Here is a 17,066-nt window from a genome sequence, read left to right on the forward strand (position 1 = left end):
CGTGTGGGGGTCGAACCCACTCCCGGCCGAGTCCGGACGTAGCAAGGGCCGGATTAGGGGCCGTGTTCTTTCCGGTGTTCTCGGTACAGGACGAGGACGAACGCCCCGAGCGGGAGGAGGCCGAGCAAAACGAGGAGCAGCCCTGCGATGAGAGTGATGGGTAGCGATACGGTCAGGAAGTACAGCAGGACGGCGACTGCGCCGCCGAGCAGGAGGGTGACACTCGAGAACACGAGACCGAAGCTCAGTTTTCGCACGGTCCATTCGAGGTTCTGCGTTCGGCGGAGCTGGTCGATCAGGACGACGGCCGGTGGAATCGTTAGTGCGATCAACTGCAGGAGCATCAGTGCAACGTCGGTGCTTGTGGTGGATGCCATAGGTTGTGGGTCAGAAGTCGGGATACCGATGCGCAGCGGGTGTGCTGTCTCGGTGAGTGGTGAGATGTCTGTGCGAGGGGTGAGGAGGACGGGGTGAGTCGCTACGGTCACGACCGAGGGAGCTACTGTCGTGGTCAGCGGTAGGGCCGATCGGCGGGTAGGTCGGGGGATGTCTCCCGTCGGAGTCCGGTCGGGCTGGGTCTGGGCTGGATCTGGGTCAGTGCCAGGCCCGTCGCTCGCGACTCGGAATCGGGTCAGGATCGTGTCTGAGGCAGCGCTAGCTACGGGAAGCCTCGATATCGGCGTTGGGACTGATCGCCGTCGTAATACGATATTAACGTTACTCGGCCGACAGCTCACCATTCTCGTGCGTGTGACGGCTCGTCGGCGAGGCCCCATGGATCGTCGCCAGCGCGCTCGCCGACCCAGAGCGACCGACCGAGGTTGAGCAGGAAGACGAGCTGGCCCACGGCAATGACGTAGGCGCCCACGGTGGCGAGTTGGTGAATCGGCGCGAACGCGGGCGGGTAGGTCGCGATTCGTCGCGGCAACTCCGCGAAGCCGACGACGAAGAGCGCGCCGAAGGTCACGATGATTCCGACGATGGTGAGCCAGACGTGCAGGTGAGCGAGCGTCGGATCGTACCACCGGCCGGTAAGCAGCGGAAACCAGTAGTACGCTCCGGCGACGAGCGTGAACGCGACGAATCCGACGAGCATCATGTGGAAGTGGGCGACGACGTAGTACGTCCCGTTGTAGAGGACGTTGATCGGAGCCACCGCGAGGAAGACGCCGGTCACGCCGCCGACGATGAAGAAGGCGATCGCCGCGATGGTCGCGACCATCGGCGCTGTGTGCTGGATCGCGCCACCCCACAGCGTGCCGAGCCACGTACAGAGCTTCGCTGAACTCGGGACGGCGACCGCCAGCGTCACGAACATGAACACGGCGCGGACGCCGACGCCCATCCCGGCCATGAACAGGTGGTGTCCCCAGACGGTAAACGAGAGGATGCCGATCGCAAACGTCGAGTAGACGACTGACCGGCGGCCGAACAGTCGCCGCCCGGCAAACCGCGGCAGCACGTGACTGGCGATACCCATCGGCGGCAATACCAGGATGTACACCAGCGGATGGGCGAAGAACCAGAACAGGTTCAACCAGACCATCGGGCCGCTCCGACCGACGAGGAGCCCGACCCCAGCCGCCCGTTCGAGGAGCAAGAGCGCGAGCGAACCGGCCAGAACCGGGAAGGCGACGACCGCCATCGCTGCGCTCGTCACCACCGTCCAGGTGAACGTGTCGACGTCGCTCCACGGAATCGTCCGCCGGCGACAGACCGTGACGACGAGGTTCGCCGCGGTCAGCGACGTGCTGATCGCAACGAGCAGGAGGCCGGCGACCAGCGCGTCGACGGCGGGATTCGACGATGCGACGCTCATCGGGGGATACAGTGTCCAGCCGATCGCGACGGGGTCGAGTCCCGCCACGTCGAGTGCACTGCCGATCGTTCCGGCCCGAACCAGTATCGCAGCCGGGATCTGCAGCCAGAACGCCGCCACAGCGACGGCGGGGAACGCGGTTCGCTCGGCCCGGATCAGCGACGGAATCGTCGCGTACGCAAAGCCCCATATCGCCGGGACCGCGAACAGGAACAACATCGTCAGCCCGTGAGTCGTGAAGAGCGAACTGTAGACGTCGGCCGACCAGTGATCCAGCGTCGGCGTGACGAGCGTCGTCCGAAGGAGCACGGCATCGAGGCCGCCCCAGAGCCCCATCACCAGCGCGAAGACGAGGAACCACCGTCCGAGTCGGACGTGGTCGACGGCGATCAATCGCCGGCCCGTTTCGACGGGCTCGCTCGCCGCGTCGAGTTCAGCGTCGCCAGCGTCATCGTCACTGTCGTCGGATGAGTAGGGTAGGGGCATGCTGGTCACCGCGTAAAGTCAGTGCAAGCGCTCGTCTCAGTTCGAATCGGTTCTCGTGCGATCAGTCGCCCGCTCGCTCGAAGCTGAACGATCTGAGCAGTTCGCGAACCCCGAGCAGCGAGACGGTCGTCGCGACGGTAAACGCCGCAACGGGGTGGATCGCGTACAGAAGGCCGCCGACGAACGGGGCCGGGACGAGTGCGACCCGAACCGCCGTCTGGAGGGGCTCGGGTGGCGGGAGACCGAGCGCCGTTGCGTCCGCGTCGGGGCTCACGTCGTGGCTCGGCCGGGTGGTCGGTCCGACGGTCGGTCTGAGCGGTTCGATCGCGGTCCGACAGCCGAGCACGGCGAACAGCAGCGCGACGATGGCGACGGACGACGTCGCGACGAGGGCCATCGGAACCAGCGAGACGCCCGCGAGACCGAGGGTCAGGAGCCACCGCCGATCGACCGCCGAGACGAGCCGCGGAGCGGCTATCGCGCCGAGAAGCGCCCCGCCCGCCTCCGCGAGGACGAACGCGCCGAACAGCGCGGCCGGCATCAGTGACCGCCCGCCGACCGAGAGCGAAAGCGGCTGTTCCTCAACGAACAGCAACACCAGGTACGGCGTGCTCCCCACGAGCGCCAGCCTGACGAGCGCGTCGCCAGTGATCGTCCACCGCCGCCGGTCGGGGAGGGCGGCGATCGCCCGGCGAACCGACGCGACCGAATCGGGAACCCGGCTCCTCGCCGCACTCGGCGCTTCGGTGCGACCGACGAGCGGAAGCCGGTCGGTCTCGCCGACGACCCCCCGCGTAATCGCCGCGACGAGCGTGACCGCCGCACCCGTCGCTGCGACGATCGAAAACCCGGTTTTGACGCCGCCGACGATCGCGATCGCTGCGGTCACGACCAGTGCGCCGGCACCGATTCCCAGCGCTCCGACGACGGCGTCCGCACGGGCGTCGTGGGCTCGACCGGCTCCCGACGGAGTGAACTCGTCGGCTTCGGTTCGGGCCGATCGCGTTTTTCGACCGACGATTCTGGTATCGGTCGGCCAGAGGGTCCGCACCGGGCCGAAACTGTGCCAGGCCTGGAGGAGCACGACCCCGACTGCGAGCCAGCCGAGCGCCGAAAGCGGCGTGCCGAGGAGCGTATCGAGCGTCGGTGCGCCCGTCCAGACGAACAGTCCGAGGGTCGCCAACAGCACCGAAACGACTGCGATCACCCGCACCGGGTGGCTTCGGGTTTCGGCGTTTCTATCACCAGTTTCTGCCTCGTCACCCGAGTTCAGCCCGGCGGTCGCGGATGCCGTCACGACGACGGCCACACCGAGGCCGGTGCTGACGAGCAGTCCGGCGACGATCGGCCCGTAGCCGAGTGCCGACAGGAACTCGGGAAAGTAGCGTTCGGCGACGCGGATCAATCCGTGGCTCGTGACGAGGGTGACGAGCAGGACGATCCGGACGGGATCGAACCGTCCGCCGGGTGGTCGTGGCCGTGGCTGGGGCCGAGACTGGGACTGGCCCTGGGATTGGGACTGTGGGTGGGATGTCGTCATGGGTGGAAGCGACTTACTTCAGGCCGCGCGATTCGAGCGCGTACGCGACTCGTCTCACGAGGTCGTAGGCATGATAGAGAACGCCCGCGACGTACGGTGCGATTCGGTTGCCGAGGCGGACGCGTTGGTCCGGCTCGAGAGCGACGTACACCTGCACGGCGAAGAGGGGGAGCGTAACGACGTTGAACAGGGACGTGTACGCTCCGGGGACCGTCCCGCCGGACGTGCCGGGCGACGGAACGAGACCGAGCCCGGAAAAGACGAGTTCGACGAGGAAGCCGGCGATAACGGCGGCGGCGAAGAACGCGGCGAACATGACGCCGGCCATGCGGAGGCCGTAGTAGCGGTGGTACGTTCGGACCAGCGGGAGGATCAGCAGGTCGGCGAAGATGAACGCGAGGACGCCGCCGAACGAGACGCCGTTTTGCCAGAGGACGACGGCGAAGGGAATGTTGCCGACGGAGCAGAGAAACGTCAGCACGCCGACGATGGCTCCGAGCACGACGTTGGAGAGGAGGCGCGTGAGGCTTCCCTCGGGACCGACGCCGAAGAGGGCGGTCCACCAGGTGTCGGGGACGAATGCGGCGAGGAGTCCGGCGAGGAGGAATCCGAAGAGGATGTCTCGCCAGAGCATGTCCCATTCGCGAATCGTGTTCGCGATCGCGCTTTGCCAGCGGTCGCCCGAGAGGAGTTCGGGGCCGGCGGTAACGGCCTCGCGGTCGTCGGCCGGGTCGTACGCGTTGAGACAGCCGCCACAGCAGAAGTAGCGGCGCTCGCCGGCGAACGTTCGCGTGATCGTCTCCTCGTCGGTTGGCGGGGCGGCCATGCCGCAGGTCGCGCATTCGGTTTCGTCGAGCGCGCGAGCGTGGGCGCGTGCCCGTTCGATCCACGATGGCGGGACGAACCGCCGGTAGACGATGCCGAGGACGACGACGGCGATTAGCCCGCCGGTGATCTCTGCGGCGGCAAACTGCCAGCCGAGCAGCGTCAGGACGACGAGTGCGAGTTCGAGGACGAGATCCGTACTCGCGAACTGGAACGCTCCGAGGGTGGACGCGGCCGAGGCACCCTTGGTGAACAGCGACCGGGTCATCGCGACCGCGGAGAACGAGCAACTCGAGGAGGCCGTGCCGAAGACGGTCCCGTAGCCGATCTCCCGCCAGCCGTCGTCGCCGAGGTAGTCGGTGAGTTGATCCTCGTCGACGAACTCCTGGATGGCACCGGTGATCGTAAAGCCGAGGACGAGCGCCCACCAGGTATCCCAGGCCATCTCGAGTGCGATGACCAGGGCCGTCACGAGCTGGATCAGGAGGGCACCGAGCAGCCCGGCGAGCCTGGCCGCGAGGTCGAGTCCGCCGCCGGTGACCGGTCCGAAAACGAAGCCGAGTTCAGCCGAGATGGCGATAGCGATGGTGGTGGTGGTGGCCGTGGTGATGGGGGTGTTGCTACCAATGGTGGCCGTCCCGGATTCGAGGTGGCTCTGGACGAGCAGTAATCGGAGCAGCGAGACGAACTGGTGGCCGGACACGGGCCAGAGACTGGCCTGGTCGGTGAGCAGGTGTATCTCTGAGAGCATGGGTGGGTGAACTCGGTGTCGAGGCGGTGGCTTGTCGGCGTGGGGTGAGCGGTGACGGGGAATCGGTACCGGTCGAGCAGGGAGCGACGCGCGAAGGTCGAAACCGGATACCGCGACGGGGAAGTGAGGATAGTGGCGGCTGTGTCGGGTGGCCAGGAGGTCATCCACGCCGGCGACGGTGGCGTGTCGTCCGGGCTACTAACAGTTATAGCCAGAAGTTGTGACCACATAAATATGGGCAAAACCTAGAGAATATAGACCAACGCGGCGTGAGCGGATCGAAACCGGACTGCCGCGGCGGTCGGTGGTAGGTGTCGGGCAGGTATCCTGTCGGCCAGACGTCGGTGAGACCGCGATCCGAACTCGCTGTCGGCGTCGAGTGGGGGCCGCTGCGCCCGCGCTGCAACGAGAGTATCACCTGCAACGAGTCACCCACCGATCGCAGAGCCGTCGTGCGATCGGGCGTGTATCGACTCGCAGCGGCGACGGGAGCGTGCCCGGCGGTATCAGCGAGCGAGTAATCCGACGCTACGGTGGCGGTTGTACAGGTACGCCGAACAGACAGTGACCGTCGACAGCAGGAAGCCGAGGACGGTGATCGCAATCGCGATTCCGAACCCGGCCGCCAGTCCGGAGAGAACGCCGAGGAGCAGCGGAACGGCGACGGCTGCACCGACGTAGATTTGCCGATCGGGGTCCCACGCATCGGTTTCGGTCGCAACGAACTCGGCGTCCCGCCAGATCGCCGGCAGCGTGATGGCACTTGCGGCGACGATGACGATCAGGAGTGCGATACTGCCGACACTCGAGGCCAGTACCGAGCCGCCGCCGGTGAGGCGGGCGAGCGAGATGATCCCGAGCAGACTCAATACGGGATAGCCGATCAGTATGTACCAGTACCACGGTGCTAAATCGGTCGAATCAATGGCTGGAAGATCACCACGTGACATGGTGCAATCGTCGTAGTAGCCGGGCACGGATAAGGTGTCAACAAACATTAGAAATGTATGGGAAACACCTGTAACACGTTTCTAGAGTAAGATATGGGTCGCTCTATTTATTTTAGATACTCTCACTACTATGTCAGTTTATCCCGCTGGCACCGCTACGCTGAGGTAGCCGGTCGGACCGGTGCCCGGTTCGGCCGTCCCAACAACTAACAAATGATCGGTGAACACGCATTCTGTCCGACCAGCGGTGCGTCTCTCTCGCGAGAGCGCCATTACGACGAACGCGGCCGTCCGGAACGCGCGCCGGAGGCCGACGGCTGTTCGCAGAGCGTCGCTCTCGAGACGCCACTGACGACGGGAAAGCGACGGTCGTCGAAGCGAGCACTGCTGACGTACTTCCGGCGTTGTCACCAACGTCACGCCGTCCCGGACGACGAACTGTACGCCCGCGCCGCGGTCACGCTCACACGATTGAAGCGGACGGCGTCGGGCCGAGGTGAGCGCGACGTCATCGTCTGGTACGCACTCGGCGAGCGACTCGCTCGTGACGAGTTCGCCGTCGAGTGGATGACCAGCCACGTCGAGCCGCGGTGTCAGAACTGCGGTGGCCGCCTGACGTACCTCGACGGAGCGGACGGATTGATCGGCCGCTGTGGAACCGTGTGCACGGACACTGGAAGGGATCAACTCGCGGTGATCCGCCACCTCGTCCGTTCGCTTCTCAATCGAACGTTTCCCACCTATTCACTGTCCGAGGCCGATGCACTCACGCTACTGTGATCGATCGCGACGGCGTTCGACGATCATCGCCGAGACGAACGTGGCGGTCGAATATGCGACTCCTGACGGTACTCGCAGACACGCAGCCGAGTATCGACGAGGTGATGACCGTCCTCGAGTCCCACGATCTCACGTACAGCCTCACCGATCACACCGACGGCGAGCACTGGACGCTTACCGTTCCCGTCCCCGCACACGCGGTCGAACCGGTCGAGGACGATCTGGAGGCAATCACCGGAAACGTGACCGTCATCGTCGAAGCGCCGATGGCGATCCTCGAAACCGGCAGCGACTCCTCGCACAATCGGTCCAACCGACGGCCCGAATGGCTCTCGTTCGAGCGGGTCTCCAGAAGCGAATTGCGGTCGAAAGCCCGCTCGCAGCTCCCCTCGTTCATCATCTTCGCCACGATGACGGCGATCAGCAGCGTGGTCGCAACCACCGGCGTCCTCCTGAACTCGCTGCCCGTCCTCGTCGGTTCGATGGTCATCGCCCCGCTGCTCGGCCCGGCGATGGCCGCAAGCGTTGCGACGGTCCTCGACGACCGACCGCTGTTCGCCCGCGGCGTCAAACTCCAACTGCTCGGCATCGTCGTCGCCCTCATCAGCGCACTCGCCTTTGCGGCGTTCGCACGCACGTCGACGATCATCTCCTCCGTCGTCGATCTCGAGGCGAGCCTCGGACTCGGCAGCCACGGCTTACCGCCATCCCTGCTCGTCACCGTCGCCATCTGCTCCGGCGTCGCCGGCGGACTCGGCATGGCAACCACGGGCATTACGGACCTGATCGGGGTGATGATCGCCGCCGCACTCATGCCGCCGATCGGCGTCATCGGCGTCGGCGTCGCCTGGGGCGCACCCGAAGCGACGCTCGGGTCGTTCGTCGTCGTCGCCGTCAACCTCATCGCGATCAACGTCGGGTCGATCGCAACGCTCTGGACCGTCGGCTTTCACCCGTCGGACCGCGCCCGCATCAGAACGACGCGAAGCGCCATCCTGCGACGCGTCGTCGTACTGATCATCCTGCTCGTCCTCGCACTCCGCCTGCTCGAACTCGTCTCGGCCATCCTCTGATCCGCCGGCTGCGCCCAGCCGCTGGACGATCCCAGCACCACACGAGCCCACTCCCCACCCCATGACTGACGATTCCTCATCGCCCGACCCCACATCGACCGACCCAGACCCAGACACTGCGACCTCGCAAACGCCCCCCGACACGGCACAGAACTCGACTGCACTCGGTGCGCCCGACCACGGCGATTCCGAGATGGCCGGCGGAACCGTCCGCGATGACGCCGACACAACTGTCGACACAACCGCCGACGCTCCCGCTGACGACTCGACGCCACCCTCCGAGCGGTCGCACTCCGAGTCCGATCGCTCCAGCGACGAGGAGTCATCGCTCGGTCTCTCCCTCGCGGTCTACATCGTTCGGCTGACCGTCGCCGGACTCCTCGTCGGTGGACGTTTGCTCTGGGTCGGCGCTCGAATCGGCATCCGGCTGCTCACCGAAACGAAATCCCGCCGCGACAGCCACCGCTGGCTCTTACTCGAGGGCGACCGTCGCGTGATCGTCGGCGGCTTCGTCGCCGGTATCTTCGTCATCGCACTCCTGCTCGGGGTGAGCGACGTCATCGGCGTCCGCGAGAGTCGCTTCGTGACGACGATGTTCAGCACGATGATCGCGGGCCTGTTCTCGTTCATCCCGATCGTCGTCGCGGTCAACCAGTTGATCATCTCGCGGCTGTTCGGCACGCCGGACCGACTGACCGATCGCATCGACGGCGTCCAGGAGTTTCGCGCGCGTATCGAGCAACAGACGGAAGGGGACGGCGTGAGCCCGACCAACCCCGCACCGTTTCTCGCCCGCCTGGCCGGAACGCTCGGCAGCCGCGCCGACGCGCTCGTCTCGGAGTGCGAACGCGACGGGGAAGCCGCGTCCGAGTCACCGACCGACGACCAAACTTCGGGCTGTTCGATGGACGCATTCGAGTCCATTCGACGCTTCGCATCGCAAACCCGCGACCACACGCGCGACCTCTCGTCGACGCTTACCGGCGGGACGGACTCCGTCTTCGATGTCGTCTTGCCGACGATCGATCACGACTACGCGGGTGCCGCCACCGAGGCGCGGCGGTTTCGGCGACGGTTCGACGACGAACTGTCCGACCGGGCGTCGGAACTGCTCTCCGAACTCCGAGAACTGTTCGTCGCTGCGGACGCCACGCGACAGTACTTCACGACGATCTACCTCCAGCGCGACCTCGCGCGGCTGTCGCGGTGGATCACCTACAGCGGTACCGCGGCGCTGTTGCTCTCGACCCTGGTCATTATGATCTACGCGAGCGGCTATCCGCCGGTCGCCCACGAGGGCCCGCTACTCGTCCTCGTGAGCCTCGCGCTCGCGGTCGCGTTCAGCCCGCTCGGCGTCCTCTTCGCGTACGTCGTTCGCATCTCCGCGGTCCTCAAACGGACGTCCGCCCCCGGCGCGTTCACGCCGTCGTCCCCGCCGAGCCGTCCATCCGAAGCCGGAATCGAAACCGCCGACGGCGAACCGGCGGCGACCGCCCCGGACCAGCGGCTGAACAACGGCCCGTCGAGCACCCGAGTTCACGATCAGGAACTGGAGGTCGAGACCGATGGCGACGGGGCGTGATCGAATCCGTCGGCGGACCGTCCTCGCCGCGATCGGCGGGGCCGCGGTTTCAGTCTCGGCATCGCTGGCCGGCTGCGGCGAGACGATCGCCGAGTGGACGCCGGCCGCCGTTCCGACCGACGCGACGCTGTACGATGTCGGAACGACGGCGACCGGCGCTGTCGCCGTCGGCGAGGACGGGATCGTCTTGACTCGAGACGACGAGTCGTGGAGCGTCGCACTTCCGAACGGCCCCGGCGAGACAGCCGATACGCTTCGTTCGCTCGCGGTGACGAACAACGGCCGGGCGGTCTGGGCCGCCGGCGATAGCGGTGCACTCGGCCTCTACGATGTTGTCGCCGACCAGGCCGTGGACTTCTCGGCACCGAAGGAGATGACGTCCTCCTGGACGGCGGTCGCCGTCGCCGGTCTCGCCGGCGAAGAGCGAATTACGGCGCTCAACGGCTCGGGCGAACTCCTCCACGGGCAACGCGACGGCGCGTCGGTCGAGTGGGCCGAGGTGATCGAACCCGGCACCGGCTCGAGCGTCACCGACGTCGATATCACGCCGCTGTCGTACGTCTACACCGTCGACACGGACGGCGGGGCGTTCGAATCGCGAGATGGCGGCGATACCTGGACGCGTATCGGCATCGATGCGGCGGCCGTCGATTTCGACGCCGTCGCCGCGGTCGATTCCGGGGCGGTCTCCGTCGCCGGCGGCGACGGCACCGTCTGGAACTACAACGGCGTCGGCTGGTCGCGCGCGTCGCTCGCCGAAACGGCGATTACGGCCCTGGTCCGGAACCGCTACGACGCGCTGGCGATCGCCTCCTCCGGCGACCTCTTCGAGCGCGATTTCGACGGCTGGACGACGCAAACGACGCTTCCCGCCCAAAACGATCCGCTCGCGATCGCGCTCGGCACGTCCCGCGCACCCGAACTCGTCGTCGGCGAGTCGGGGATGGTGATCGAACGGCAGTACTAATACTGTCGGACAGAACTACGTGAAGATCGGTCGCTCCGCTGCGGCCGTCGCCAGTGGGGACGGCCGCGAATTCGCGACTGACTTCGTATTGACTTCTGTCCGACAGTATAACCGCCGGCCGACCGGCACTCGCACCCGTGGCCCGGGTCGCAACTGCGATCGCAAACGACTCCCGCGAGGATACGATCCCGTTACGCTTTACCCCCACCGGGCCGAATCGTGGCTCAATGACTGCCCAAACCGTCCAGCAGGGCGACCTCGTGACCGTCATCGGGCTCGAGGTCCACGTCCAGCTGGAGACCGACACGAAGATCTTCTGTGGCTGCTCGACGGACCAGACCGACGAGCCGAACGAGAACGTCTGCCCCGTCTGTCTCGGCCTCCCGGGCGCGCTGCCGGTGTTGAACGAAGGAGCCGTCGAAGCCGCCGTCAAGGTCGGGAAGGCCATCGACGCCGACATCCCCGAGGAAACCCGCTTTCACCGCAAGAACTACTACTACCCCGACCTGCCCAAAAACTTCCAGATCACGCAGTACGACGAACCAATCTGCGCCGACGGCGAACTCGAAGTCGCCGTCGAGGGCGACCGCCGCACGATCGCCATCGAGCGCGCCCACCTGGAGGAAGACCCCGGCAGCCTCCAGCACGTCGGCGGCGGCATCGACACCGCCGACTACACGCTGGTCGACTACAACCGCGCCGGCACGCCGCTCATGGAGGTCGTCACGGCCCCCGACTTCCGCAGTCCGAGCGAAGTCCGCGCCTTCCTCGCCGAACTCGAGGAAGTGCTCGAGTACCTGGGCGTCTTCGACGCCGAGCGCGACGGCAGCCTGCGCATCGACGCGAACCTCTCGATCATCCCCGCGGACGAAATCGCTGGCGACGGCATCGACGAGATCGGTGCGGACGCGCTCGAGGCCGCGAACCGGACAGAGGTCAAGAACATCTCGAGTCACAAGGGCGCGGAGAAAGCGCTCGCGTACGAGGAGACCCGCCAGAAAAACGCCATCCAGCGCGGCCGCGCCGTCGAACAGGAAACCCGCCACTGGGACGAATCCCGCGGCATCACGGTCTCGATGCGCTCGAAGGAAGAAGAGAAAGATTACCGGTACTTCGAGGAAGCCGACCTGCCGCCACTTCGCGTCTCCCACTGGAAGGACGAACTCTCGATTCCGGAGCTCCCCTCGGCCCGCCGCGAACGCTTCCAGGACGAGTTCAGTCTGAGCGAGGAGGCCGCCTCGAAACTGACCTCGACGAAGCAGGTCGCCGACTTCTACGAGGACGTGGCCAGCGAGTTCGATCCCGACCTCGCGGCGACCTGGGTCGCGGACAATCTGCTCGGCGAACTCAACTACCGCGACATGGAAATCACCGACCTCGAAGGTCGATTCGACGAGGTCACCCGCCTCGTCGAACTCGTCGCGACGGACGAGATCACGGCGAAGAACGCCCGCGAGACCGTCCTCCGGTCGATGCTCGACGACGGCCGCACGCCGGACGAGGTCGTCGCCGAGGAGGGACTCGGCAAGACCGGCGAGGACGAAGTACAGCAGGCCGTAGTCGAAGCCATCGACGAGAACCCCGGCGCGGTCGAGGATTACGAATCCGGCGACGACGGCGCGATCAACTTCCTCGTCGGCCAGGTCATGCAAAAGACCGGCGGCAGCGCCGATCCCGGCGACGTGAATCAGTTGCTCCGGACTGAACTCGAGAGCTAACGGGTTTTCCTCGCTCGTTCGCTCAGTTTCACACAGACGCACTCGCGTCCACGCTCGCGTTCACTCAGCCGATCACTTACATTCAGACTCACGCTCGCGTTCACCCGCATTCACCCTTCCGCAGCCGCTCACTCTCTCACCACCGTCGATCCCCGCGCGTCGTTCCGGTACCCAGTGAGTTATTATTACTCGACGGATGCATCCCGGTATGGATCGTATTTCGCTGGGTAACGACGAGTTCGAGGGACACAACAATTCCTACGTGCTCGAGGATCCGGACGGCGACGAACTCGCACTCGTCGATACGGGCGTTGCAACCCCCGACGTTCGCGACGACCTTCGGGAGGGGCTGGCAGACCGCGGCTACGAGTTCGCCGACGTCGACGCCATCGTCCTGACGCACTTTCACGTCGACCACGCCGGCCTCGCCGGCGAGATTCAGGACGCGAGCGGGGCGACGGTCTACGTCCACGAGGCCGACGCGCCGCTGGTCGAACAGGACGCCGAAGCGACCGCTGCGCTCCACGAGCGCAGACGGGCGTTCCTCGACGAGTGGGGCGTTCCCGAGGGCCCGAAATCGGAACTGCTCGCGTTCGTCGACGCCTCCTCGCGGCTCGAGGGCGAACCGGTCGACGCGACGCCGATCGAGGACGGCGACGCGATAGCGGTCGGCGGTCGCACGCTGGAAGCGGTACACGCACCCGGCCACGCGGCGGGTCTCTGTTGCTTCGAACTCGTGGACGGGCCAGAAACGGCGGACGACGACACAGCGTTCGTCGGCGACGCCCTCCTGCCGGTCTACACGCCGAACGTCGGCGGGGCTGACGTCCGCGTCGAGCGGCCGCTCGAACAGTACCTCACGACGCTGCGAACGATTGCGGATCGCGACTACGACCGTGTCTGGCCCGGCCACCGGGACCCGATTACGGACCCGAGCGGTCGCGCGACGACCATCGTCGACCACCACCGCGAGCGAACGGAGAACGTCCTCGACGTGCTCGCGGACCACGGTCCGGCGAACCCCTGGACCGTCAGCGCGCACCTCTTCGGCGACCTCGACGGGATCCACATCGTCCACGGCCCCGGCGAAGCCTACGCCCACCTCGATCACCTCCGCCACGAGGGCATCGTCGAGTTCGACGATGGGGAGTACCGCCTCCTCGAAGACGCCGGTGAACTCGATCTCGACCACGTCGTCGCGGCCGACGACTGAGCGGTCTGCTGCACCGAGTTCACGGCACAACCGCAGGACGGGTAACGGGTCGCAGTTGTGCCGGAATTGACTTCCAGCAGTCTATCTGAGTGAGGATCAACGAGTGCGGTACTGGTTCTGGAGTCGCTGTGAATGCCGGCCGTACTGCTACCCGTTTGGGCGGTAATGAGTTCGTATGGTCAAACCATCAACGATCTTGATCCTTCTCGGGATCGTCCTCATCATCGCACCGATTCCGCCAGTCGGAATGATTCTCGGCCCGATCGCGCTCGTGCTGGGAATCGTGCTTCGGATACTGACGGATTTGTGACCGCGAGTTCGGACGCTATAACAGTTGCCGGCACTCGCCGAGCGGCGGGAACCACAGCGGTTCTTCGGCCCCAGCGTCCCAGACGATCGGATGGAACGCGTCCGCGTCGGTGACCAGCGGCGACTGAAAGTCCCGAGCGGACATGCCGTTTACCGTCGCTCCGGCGGCGAGTTCAGTAAACGCCGGCACCACGAGTACGTCCGCCCCCTCGTAGGCCCCGGGACCGAAGAGAAAACAGGGGCGTTTGCGGCCCTCGATCGAGAGGGCGGGGTGGTCGTGCCCGACGACGTACAGGGAGGCGTCGAGAGTGGGCGGTTCGTGGCCGTGACAGACGACCACGCTCTCTTGGGCTTCGCTCTTACACTCACTCTCGTTCTCATTCTCATTCTCATTCTCATTCTTACTCGCGGGCGGGAGTCGGCACGCCGCCCTCGTCTCCCCGTCGAACACCGACGAGAGCATCGCGTCGTGGTTGCCGGGTGTCACGACAAGCGATGCGCCGGCATCGGCGACCGTCGACTCGAGCGCAGCCAGTGCGTCCGTGACTCCGCGGGGAACGCGATCGAACGCGTGCAGCAGGTCGCCGGCGACGACGACGGTCGCCGGCCCCAGCTCCGCGAGCAGGGTTCGAAGGCGCGCTCGTGAACTCGCGTTCGTGCTGTCGGCGATCGGAGCGTCGACGGCGGAGGCGGTGCCGCGGCCGAGGTGGAGATCCGCGACGACGAGCGTTGCCGAGTCGGGAACGAAGGCGGCGCGCGAGCGGAGAACGAACGGAACGTCGGGTGGGCGTGGAGTCACTGTTTCGCTACTGTTCGAGGGCGCTCGGCGCGTACGCGGGCCGCCGATCCTCGACGTCGAGGGCTTCGAAGAGGTCGTACTCGGTGCCGGTCAGGATGTAGAGCACATCTTCCAGGGGCGCGAGCACCTCGGGAACGAGTTTGACGACGATGTAGGTGATCCCGAGGAGGGCGACGATCGACAGCGACTGGGCGATGTAATTGTGGGAGACGAGAAACGAGACGCGGTCGGGTTCGGCGCCCATGTAGGTCGTCAGCAACGAGACCAGCGGCTCCTGCTGGAACCAGCCCCACGGCGAGGCCAGGCCGATGAAGATGTTTCGTCCGAGATTCAAGATCCAGATGACGCCGATCGCCACGGCGAACGCCGAGACCTTGCGCTTTAGCGGTGCCGTCACCGACGCGATCAGCCCGCCAAAGATTGCCATGCTCCCGATTCCGGTACAGGAGAGGACGATGTAGGTCGTCCGGCCGGTCACCGTCTCGGACGGATCGAAGGCGAACTTGCTCTGGTAGCCGTTTGCCCCTTCAATGAGTCCGGGACTGTGCCCGAGCAGTTCCATCCCGTAGTGGGTCTGGGCCGCCGTCGTCTCGATCAGCCATGTCCGAACGACCGGTATCGTCTCGGCCGGCAGGTAGATCAGGCCCATAAAGGCGACCGCCTTCGAGAGCAAGAGCAACGACGTGCGACCGCCGTAGAGGAGGTACGCGGTGTACGCGGACAGCGGTAACGCCGCGAGCGCGAGGAGCGTCTTGATCGGACTCTGGGCGTCCGCGAAGTAGTACGGCACCATCGTCAGCCAGAAGACGCCGAATACCAGCCAGGCGGCTCCGGCCAGAATGCGCGCCGAATCGACGTTCCCGAACCACTGCAGGAGGGCCGCAAACATGAACGCGCCGATCGCGATCCACGCGAGCGCGTCCGTCAGCGGCGAGTTCAGGATCGCCGAGAGGGAGGCGGGTGAGCGTGCGGCGGCGTCGCCTGCGAACTCGAGGCCGGCGGCCGGCACTGCATCGGCCGCGGCTGAAGCGAGCGGCATAGTCAGGCTAATCCGAAGGACTCTCTCGCTATCAACTTGACGCCTTGGCCGTCTCGTGTCAAGGTGGTAATAGCACGACGACAGGGGCGAGGCGACACGGCGGTCGTCGTCTGGCGTCCGACGTATCGAAGCCGTTTTCCCCGGTGCACCGTTTTGAGACAGTATGAACGGCGGTAGCGACATGACCCTGGCGTTCGAACTCGAGGCGTTGAAGGAGTTCGCATCGCCGGAGAGTGTGTTCGAGGACGCCCGCGGCTGGACCGAGTACATCGGCGTCGTCTCCGAGAAGCCGACGTACGTCGTGACGAACTTCACCCGAAAGAATCGCATTCGGCAGGACTTCTTCTCGGGCCCGCGCGGCAAGGAGGAGAGTCTCGCAGGTGTCAAAGACCAGTTCGACACCGAGCGCTACGTCTACGTCGGCGTCGACGACGCGGACGAACAACTCGCAGAGGCTGTCGAGTGGGAGTACCTCTCCGTCGACGATGCCGCGGAGGCGGCCGACTGGGTGCTGGCGACGAGCGCCGAGGAGGAGATGGACGACTCGGAACCGGTGCGAGACGACTGGCCGTAACGCGTCGTTCATTTTCGCCGAGTTCCGTCCCGAGTTCACGAGCAGCGAAGTCGTCGCGCTTATGGCCGGCCCGGCCCAACGATAGCTGATGGCAACACCCCGCGTGCCGGGTCCCGAGGACGAACGGCAACTCGAGTTACCCTGCGGTGCGACGATCGATCCGCACGATATCGATCTCGGGATGCGCGAGTTCACCTGTCCGTCCTGCGGGGAGTCCCACGCGGTCGTCACCGACGTGCATCCGCCGTCTCGCTTTTTCCCGGAATCGCTCGTGACGATTCTCCAGGAGACGATCGATACCGAGGACGACTTCGGCGACTTCGGCACGCCCCACCTCATGGGCGTCGTGATGGAGGAGTTTCCGGAACGGGTCGTCACGCACGACGCGAGCGACGACGGGGCGGTCGGCTATTCGATGGTCTGGGTCACCGACTTCGATTCCCGACGGCTGCACGAGATCGTCGTTGAACTCGTCGTGGAGTTGATGGAGCACGCGATCAGTCACGCGGAGGACGATACGGCGGTGAGCGAGTTCGAGTCGCAGATGCTCGAGTTCGACGTCTCGGAATTCGTCGAGCAGTACCGCCAGCAGCGGGACTTCGAGAGTGAACACGACCGGCCAGTTTGACGGGGACAGCCCC

At 65.8% G+C, this 17,066-nt stretch carries 17 protein-coding genes; 10 read left to right on the forward strand and 7 right to left on the reverse strand.

Translation table 11 applies throughout. From position 1 onward, the window contains the following. Nucleotides 1-53: 53 nt before the first annotated feature. The 4 genes from SM755_RS01460 to SM755_RS01475 form a co-directional block, all read right to left on the reverse strand. Nucleotides 54-377 carry a hypothetical protein gene (locus SM755_RS01460; protein ID WP_006664530.1) on the reverse strand — a complete coding sequence of 108 codons (324 nt, stop codon included), beginning with the start codon at nucleotides 375-377 and terminating at the stop codon, nucleotides 54-56. 356 nt (nucleotides 378-733) lie between these two features. Next, nucleotides 734-2,305 (reverse strand): cbb3-type cytochrome c oxidase subunit I, encoded by a 1,572-nt coding sequence (locus SM755_RS01465; RefSeq protein ID WP_323171139.1) that lies wholly within the window; start codon nucleotides 2,303-2,305, stop codon nucleotides 734-736. Nucleotides 2,306-2,366: 61 nt separating this feature from the next. Continuing rightward, nucleotides 2,367-3,845, reverse strand: a complete 1,479-nt coding sequence (locus tag SM755_RS01470) for a transporter (protein ID WP_323171140.1) — start codon at nucleotides 3,843-3,845, stop codon at nucleotides 2,367-2,369. Between the two features lie 13 nt (nucleotides 3,846-3,858). Further along, nucleotides 3,859-5,349 (reverse strand): permease, encoded by a 1,491-nt coding sequence (locus SM755_RS01475; RefSeq protein WP_369335237.1) that lies wholly within the window; start codon nucleotides 5,347-5,349, stop codon nucleotides 3,859-3,861. Between SM755_RS01475 and SM755_RS24365 the strand changes: the two genes are divergently transcribed. After that, nucleotides 5,297-5,431, forward strand: a complete 135-nt coding sequence (locus tag SM755_RS24365) for a hypothetical protein (protein WP_369335234.1) — start codon at nucleotides 5,297-5,299, stop codon at nucleotides 5,429-5,431. The two genes, SM755_RS01475 and SM755_RS24365, sit on opposite strands and share 53 nt — an antisense overlap. Nucleotides 5,432-5,927: 496 nt before the next feature. Here the strand turns inward: SM755_RS24365 and SM755_RS01480 are convergent, their stop codons facing one another. Beyond that, entirely contained in the window at nucleotides 5,928-6,371 is a 444-nt protein-coding gene (locus SM755_RS01480) for a hypothetical protein (RefSeq protein ID WP_006110044.1), read from the reverse strand. 213 nt (nucleotides 6,372-6,584) lie between these two features. Between SM755_RS01480 and SM755_RS01485 the strand changes: the two genes are divergently transcribed. The 7 genes from SM755_RS01485 (at nucleotide 6,585) to SM755_RS01515 (ending at nucleotide 14,014) form a co-directional block, all read left to right on the forward strand. Further along, on the forward strand, nucleotides 6,585-7,151 hold the full coding sequence (locus SM755_RS01485) for a hypothetical protein (RefSeq protein WP_323171142.1): 567 nt from the start codon (nucleotides 6,585-6,587) through the stop codon (nucleotides 7,149-7,151). Nucleotides 7,152-7,204: 53 nt separating this feature from the next. Next, complete coding sequence (locus tag SM755_RS01490) at nucleotides 7,205-8,224, forward strand: TIGR00341 family protein (RefSeq protein ID WP_323171143.1); 1,020 nt, start codon at nucleotides 7,205-7,207, stop codon at nucleotides 8,222-8,224. Between the two features lie 61 nt (nucleotides 8,225-8,285). Beyond that, complete coding sequence (locus SM755_RS01495) at nucleotides 8,286-9,806, forward strand: hypothetical protein (protein WP_323171144.1); 1,521 nt, start codon at nucleotides 8,286-8,288, stop codon at nucleotides 9,804-9,806. Then, on the forward strand, nucleotides 9,790-10,773 hold the full coding sequence (locus tag SM755_RS01500; RefSeq protein ID WP_323171145.1) for a hypothetical protein: 984 nt from the start codon (nucleotides 9,790-9,792) through the stop codon (nucleotides 10,771-10,773). The genes SM755_RS01495 and SM755_RS01500 overlap by 17 nt, the downstream gene beginning before the upstream one ends. 227 nt (nucleotides 10,774-11,000) lie before the next feature. Further along, on the forward strand, nucleotides 11,001-12,491 hold the full coding sequence (gatB, locus tag SM755_RS01505; protein ID WP_323171146.1) for an Asp-tRNA(Asn)/Glu-tRNA(Gln) amidotransferase subunit GatB: 1,491 nt from the start codon (nucleotides 11,001-11,003) through the stop codon (nucleotides 12,489-12,491). 208 nt (nucleotides 12,492-12,699) lie between these two features. Beyond that, complete coding sequence (locus SM755_RS01510) at nucleotides 12,700-13,704, forward strand: MBL fold metallo-hydrolase (protein WP_323171147.1); 1,005 nt, start codon at nucleotides 12,700-12,702, stop codon at nucleotides 13,702-13,704. A gap of 175 nt (nucleotides 13,705-13,879) precedes the next feature. Next, nucleotides 13,880-14,014, forward strand: a complete 135-nt coding sequence (locus SM755_RS01515; RefSeq protein ID WP_049903238.1) for a hypothetical protein — start codon at nucleotides 13,880-13,882, stop codon at nucleotides 14,012-14,014. 15 nt (nucleotides 14,015-14,029) lie between these two features. Here SM755_RS01515 and SM755_RS01520 read toward each other — a convergent pair whose 3' ends face one another. Together SM755_RS01520 and artA are read right to left on the reverse strand one after the other, a co-directional pair. Beyond that, a complete protein-coding gene (locus SM755_RS01520) occupies nucleotides 14,030-14,812 on the reverse strand; it encodes a metallophosphoesterase (RefSeq protein WP_323171148.1) in 783 nt (260 codons plus the stop codon). Nucleotides 14,813-14,819: 7 nt separating this feature from the next. Continuing rightward, nucleotides 14,820-15,851 carry an archaeosortase A gene (gene artA / locus SM755_RS01525; protein ID WP_323171149.1) on the reverse strand — a complete coding sequence of 344 codons (1,032 nt, stop codon included), beginning with the start codon at nucleotides 15,849-15,851 and terminating at the stop codon, nucleotides 14,820-14,822. A 163-nt stretch (nucleotides 15,852-16,014) separates the two neighbouring features. Between artA and SM755_RS01530 the strand changes: the two genes are divergently transcribed. Continuing rightward, entirely contained in the window at nucleotides 16,015-16,425 is a 411-nt protein-coding gene (locus SM755_RS01530; protein ID WP_323171150.1) for a hypothetical protein, read from the forward strand. Between the two features lie 88 nt (nucleotides 16,426-16,513). Next, nucleotides 16,514-17,053, forward strand: a complete 540-nt coding sequence (locus SM755_RS01535) for a DUF5815 family protein (protein WP_323171151.1) — start codon at nucleotides 16,514-16,516, stop codon at nucleotides 17,051-17,053. Nucleotides 17,054-17,066: the final 13 nt, after the last annotated feature.

This window comes from Natrialba sp. PRR66 (genome assembly GCF_034808065.1).
Lineage (GTDB): Archaea > Halobacteriota > Halobacteria > Halobacteriales > Natrialbaceae > Natrialba > Natrialba aegyptia.